The sequence below is a fragment of the Streptomyces sp. NPDC001515 genome, from assembly GCF_053597115.1.
In genome coordinates this window covers 1-1,605 of record NZ_JBSFHN010000088.1, presented here as the reverse complement: position 1 = coordinate 1,605, position 1,605 = coordinate 1, and the positions used below count along the sequence as shown (strand labels likewise).

The following is a 1,605-nucleotide window of genomic DNA, read 5'->3' as shown; positions in this document are numbered from 1 at the left end:
CTTGATCTTTAACGTGCGTCGTCGAACGATGCGTCGTACTTGATCACTCGGTTCGGTATCTGCCGTACGCGGAAGCGGCCTTCGTCTGAACATGTGCTCCGACCAAGGAACACACACGTCCAGCACGAAGGCCGTGAGGATGAGTCTGCTGCATCACGATGCCCGGCAGGAGCCGTTGGCGGAACTGTCACGCTTCCGGGGCGAGTTCTATTCCTGTCTCACCGCGCGTTCGGATGCTCTGTTCGAGCTGGCGGACGCGGTCTTGTGCGGTGACGGACCGGTGAGGTCGCTGGCCGAGCTGTCGCTGGTGGGCGAACACCGCCGCGGTCATGGCGGGCTCTACGCCGCGCTCGCCCAGGGCCGGGTCGACGCCGGCCGGATGCGACGAGCCCTGGCCTCGGTGCCGCTGCCCCGGTCCGTCGACGGCCGGCTGGTCCTGGCCGTCGACGTCACCTGCTGGCTGAGGCCGGACGCCCACACATCACCGCAGCGGATCCTGTGTCACACCTACGGCCGGGGCAAGGACCAGCACATCCCCGTTCCAGGGTGGCCCTACTCGATCGTCTGCGCGCTGGAACCCGGCCGCAGTTCGTGGACCGCACCCCTGGACGCGTTGCGCCTGGCCCCCGGGGACGACACCGCAACCGTCACTGCCCGGCAGCTGCGCGAACTGGTCGAGCGGCTGATCACCGCAGGCCAGTGGCAGACCGGCGACCCGGACATCCTCGTCGTCGCGGACGCCGGATACGACGCGCCCCGGCTTACCCACCTCCTGCGGGACCTGCCGGTGCAGGTCCTGGCCCGGATGCGCTCGGACCGTGTCTTACGCAGACCCGCACCATCACGACAGCCCCACACCAAAGGCCGGCCGCCCCGGCACGGCGGCGAGTTCGTCTTCGGCCAGCCCGACACCTGGGGCACCCCGGACACCACCACCGTCACCGACACCCGCCTCTACGGCACCGCCACCGCACGGTCCTGGAAGCGGCTCCACCCCAAACTCACCCACCGCTCGTCCTGGGCCGCAGCCGACGCCGTCCTCCCGATCATCGAGGGGACCGTGATCCGCCTGGACATCGACCACCTGCCCAGCGGAGCTACCCCGAAGCCGGTCTGGTTGTGGTGGTCCGGCACCGACGCAGACGCAGCGGACACCGACCGCCTCTGGCAGGCATACCTGCGACGTTTCGACATCGAGCACACCTTCCGCCTGTTCAAACAGACCCTCGGCTGGACCTGCCCGAAGATCCGCACCCCCGAGGCGGCCGACCGATGGACCTGGCTGATCCTCGCCGCCTACACCCAACTCCGTCTCGCCCGACCCCTGGCAGCTGACCGGCGCCGGCCCTGGGAGAAACCCGCACCTGCCGAACGCCTCACACCCGCCCGCGTCCGCCGCGACTTCCGGCACATCCGCCCGACGACCGCCTGCCCGGCCGGTGCACCGAAACCCAGCCGCCCCGGCCCCGGCAGACCACCCGGCCGCAAGAACACTCGGCCCACCCCACGACACGACGTCCACACAGCCCGCAAAACCGACACCGCCACGTCCCGGAACAAGAAGCCGACGACCCCACGACCTCGCCGCACAGGTTAAAGATCAAG

Annotated in this window: 1 protein-coding gene; it reads left to right on the top strand. The window is 69.5% G+C overall.

Features of this window, described 5'->3' with window-relative positions; genetic code table 11:
* Positions 1 to 139: 139 nt before the first annotated feature.
* Positions 140 to 1,597, top strand: coding sequence for an NF041680 family putative transposase (locus ACWCXC_RS37420; RefSeq protein WP_450891819.1), 1,458 nt, complete (start codon positions 140 to 142; stop codon positions 1,595 to 1,597).
* Positions 1,598 to 1,605 lie beyond the last annotated feature (8 nt).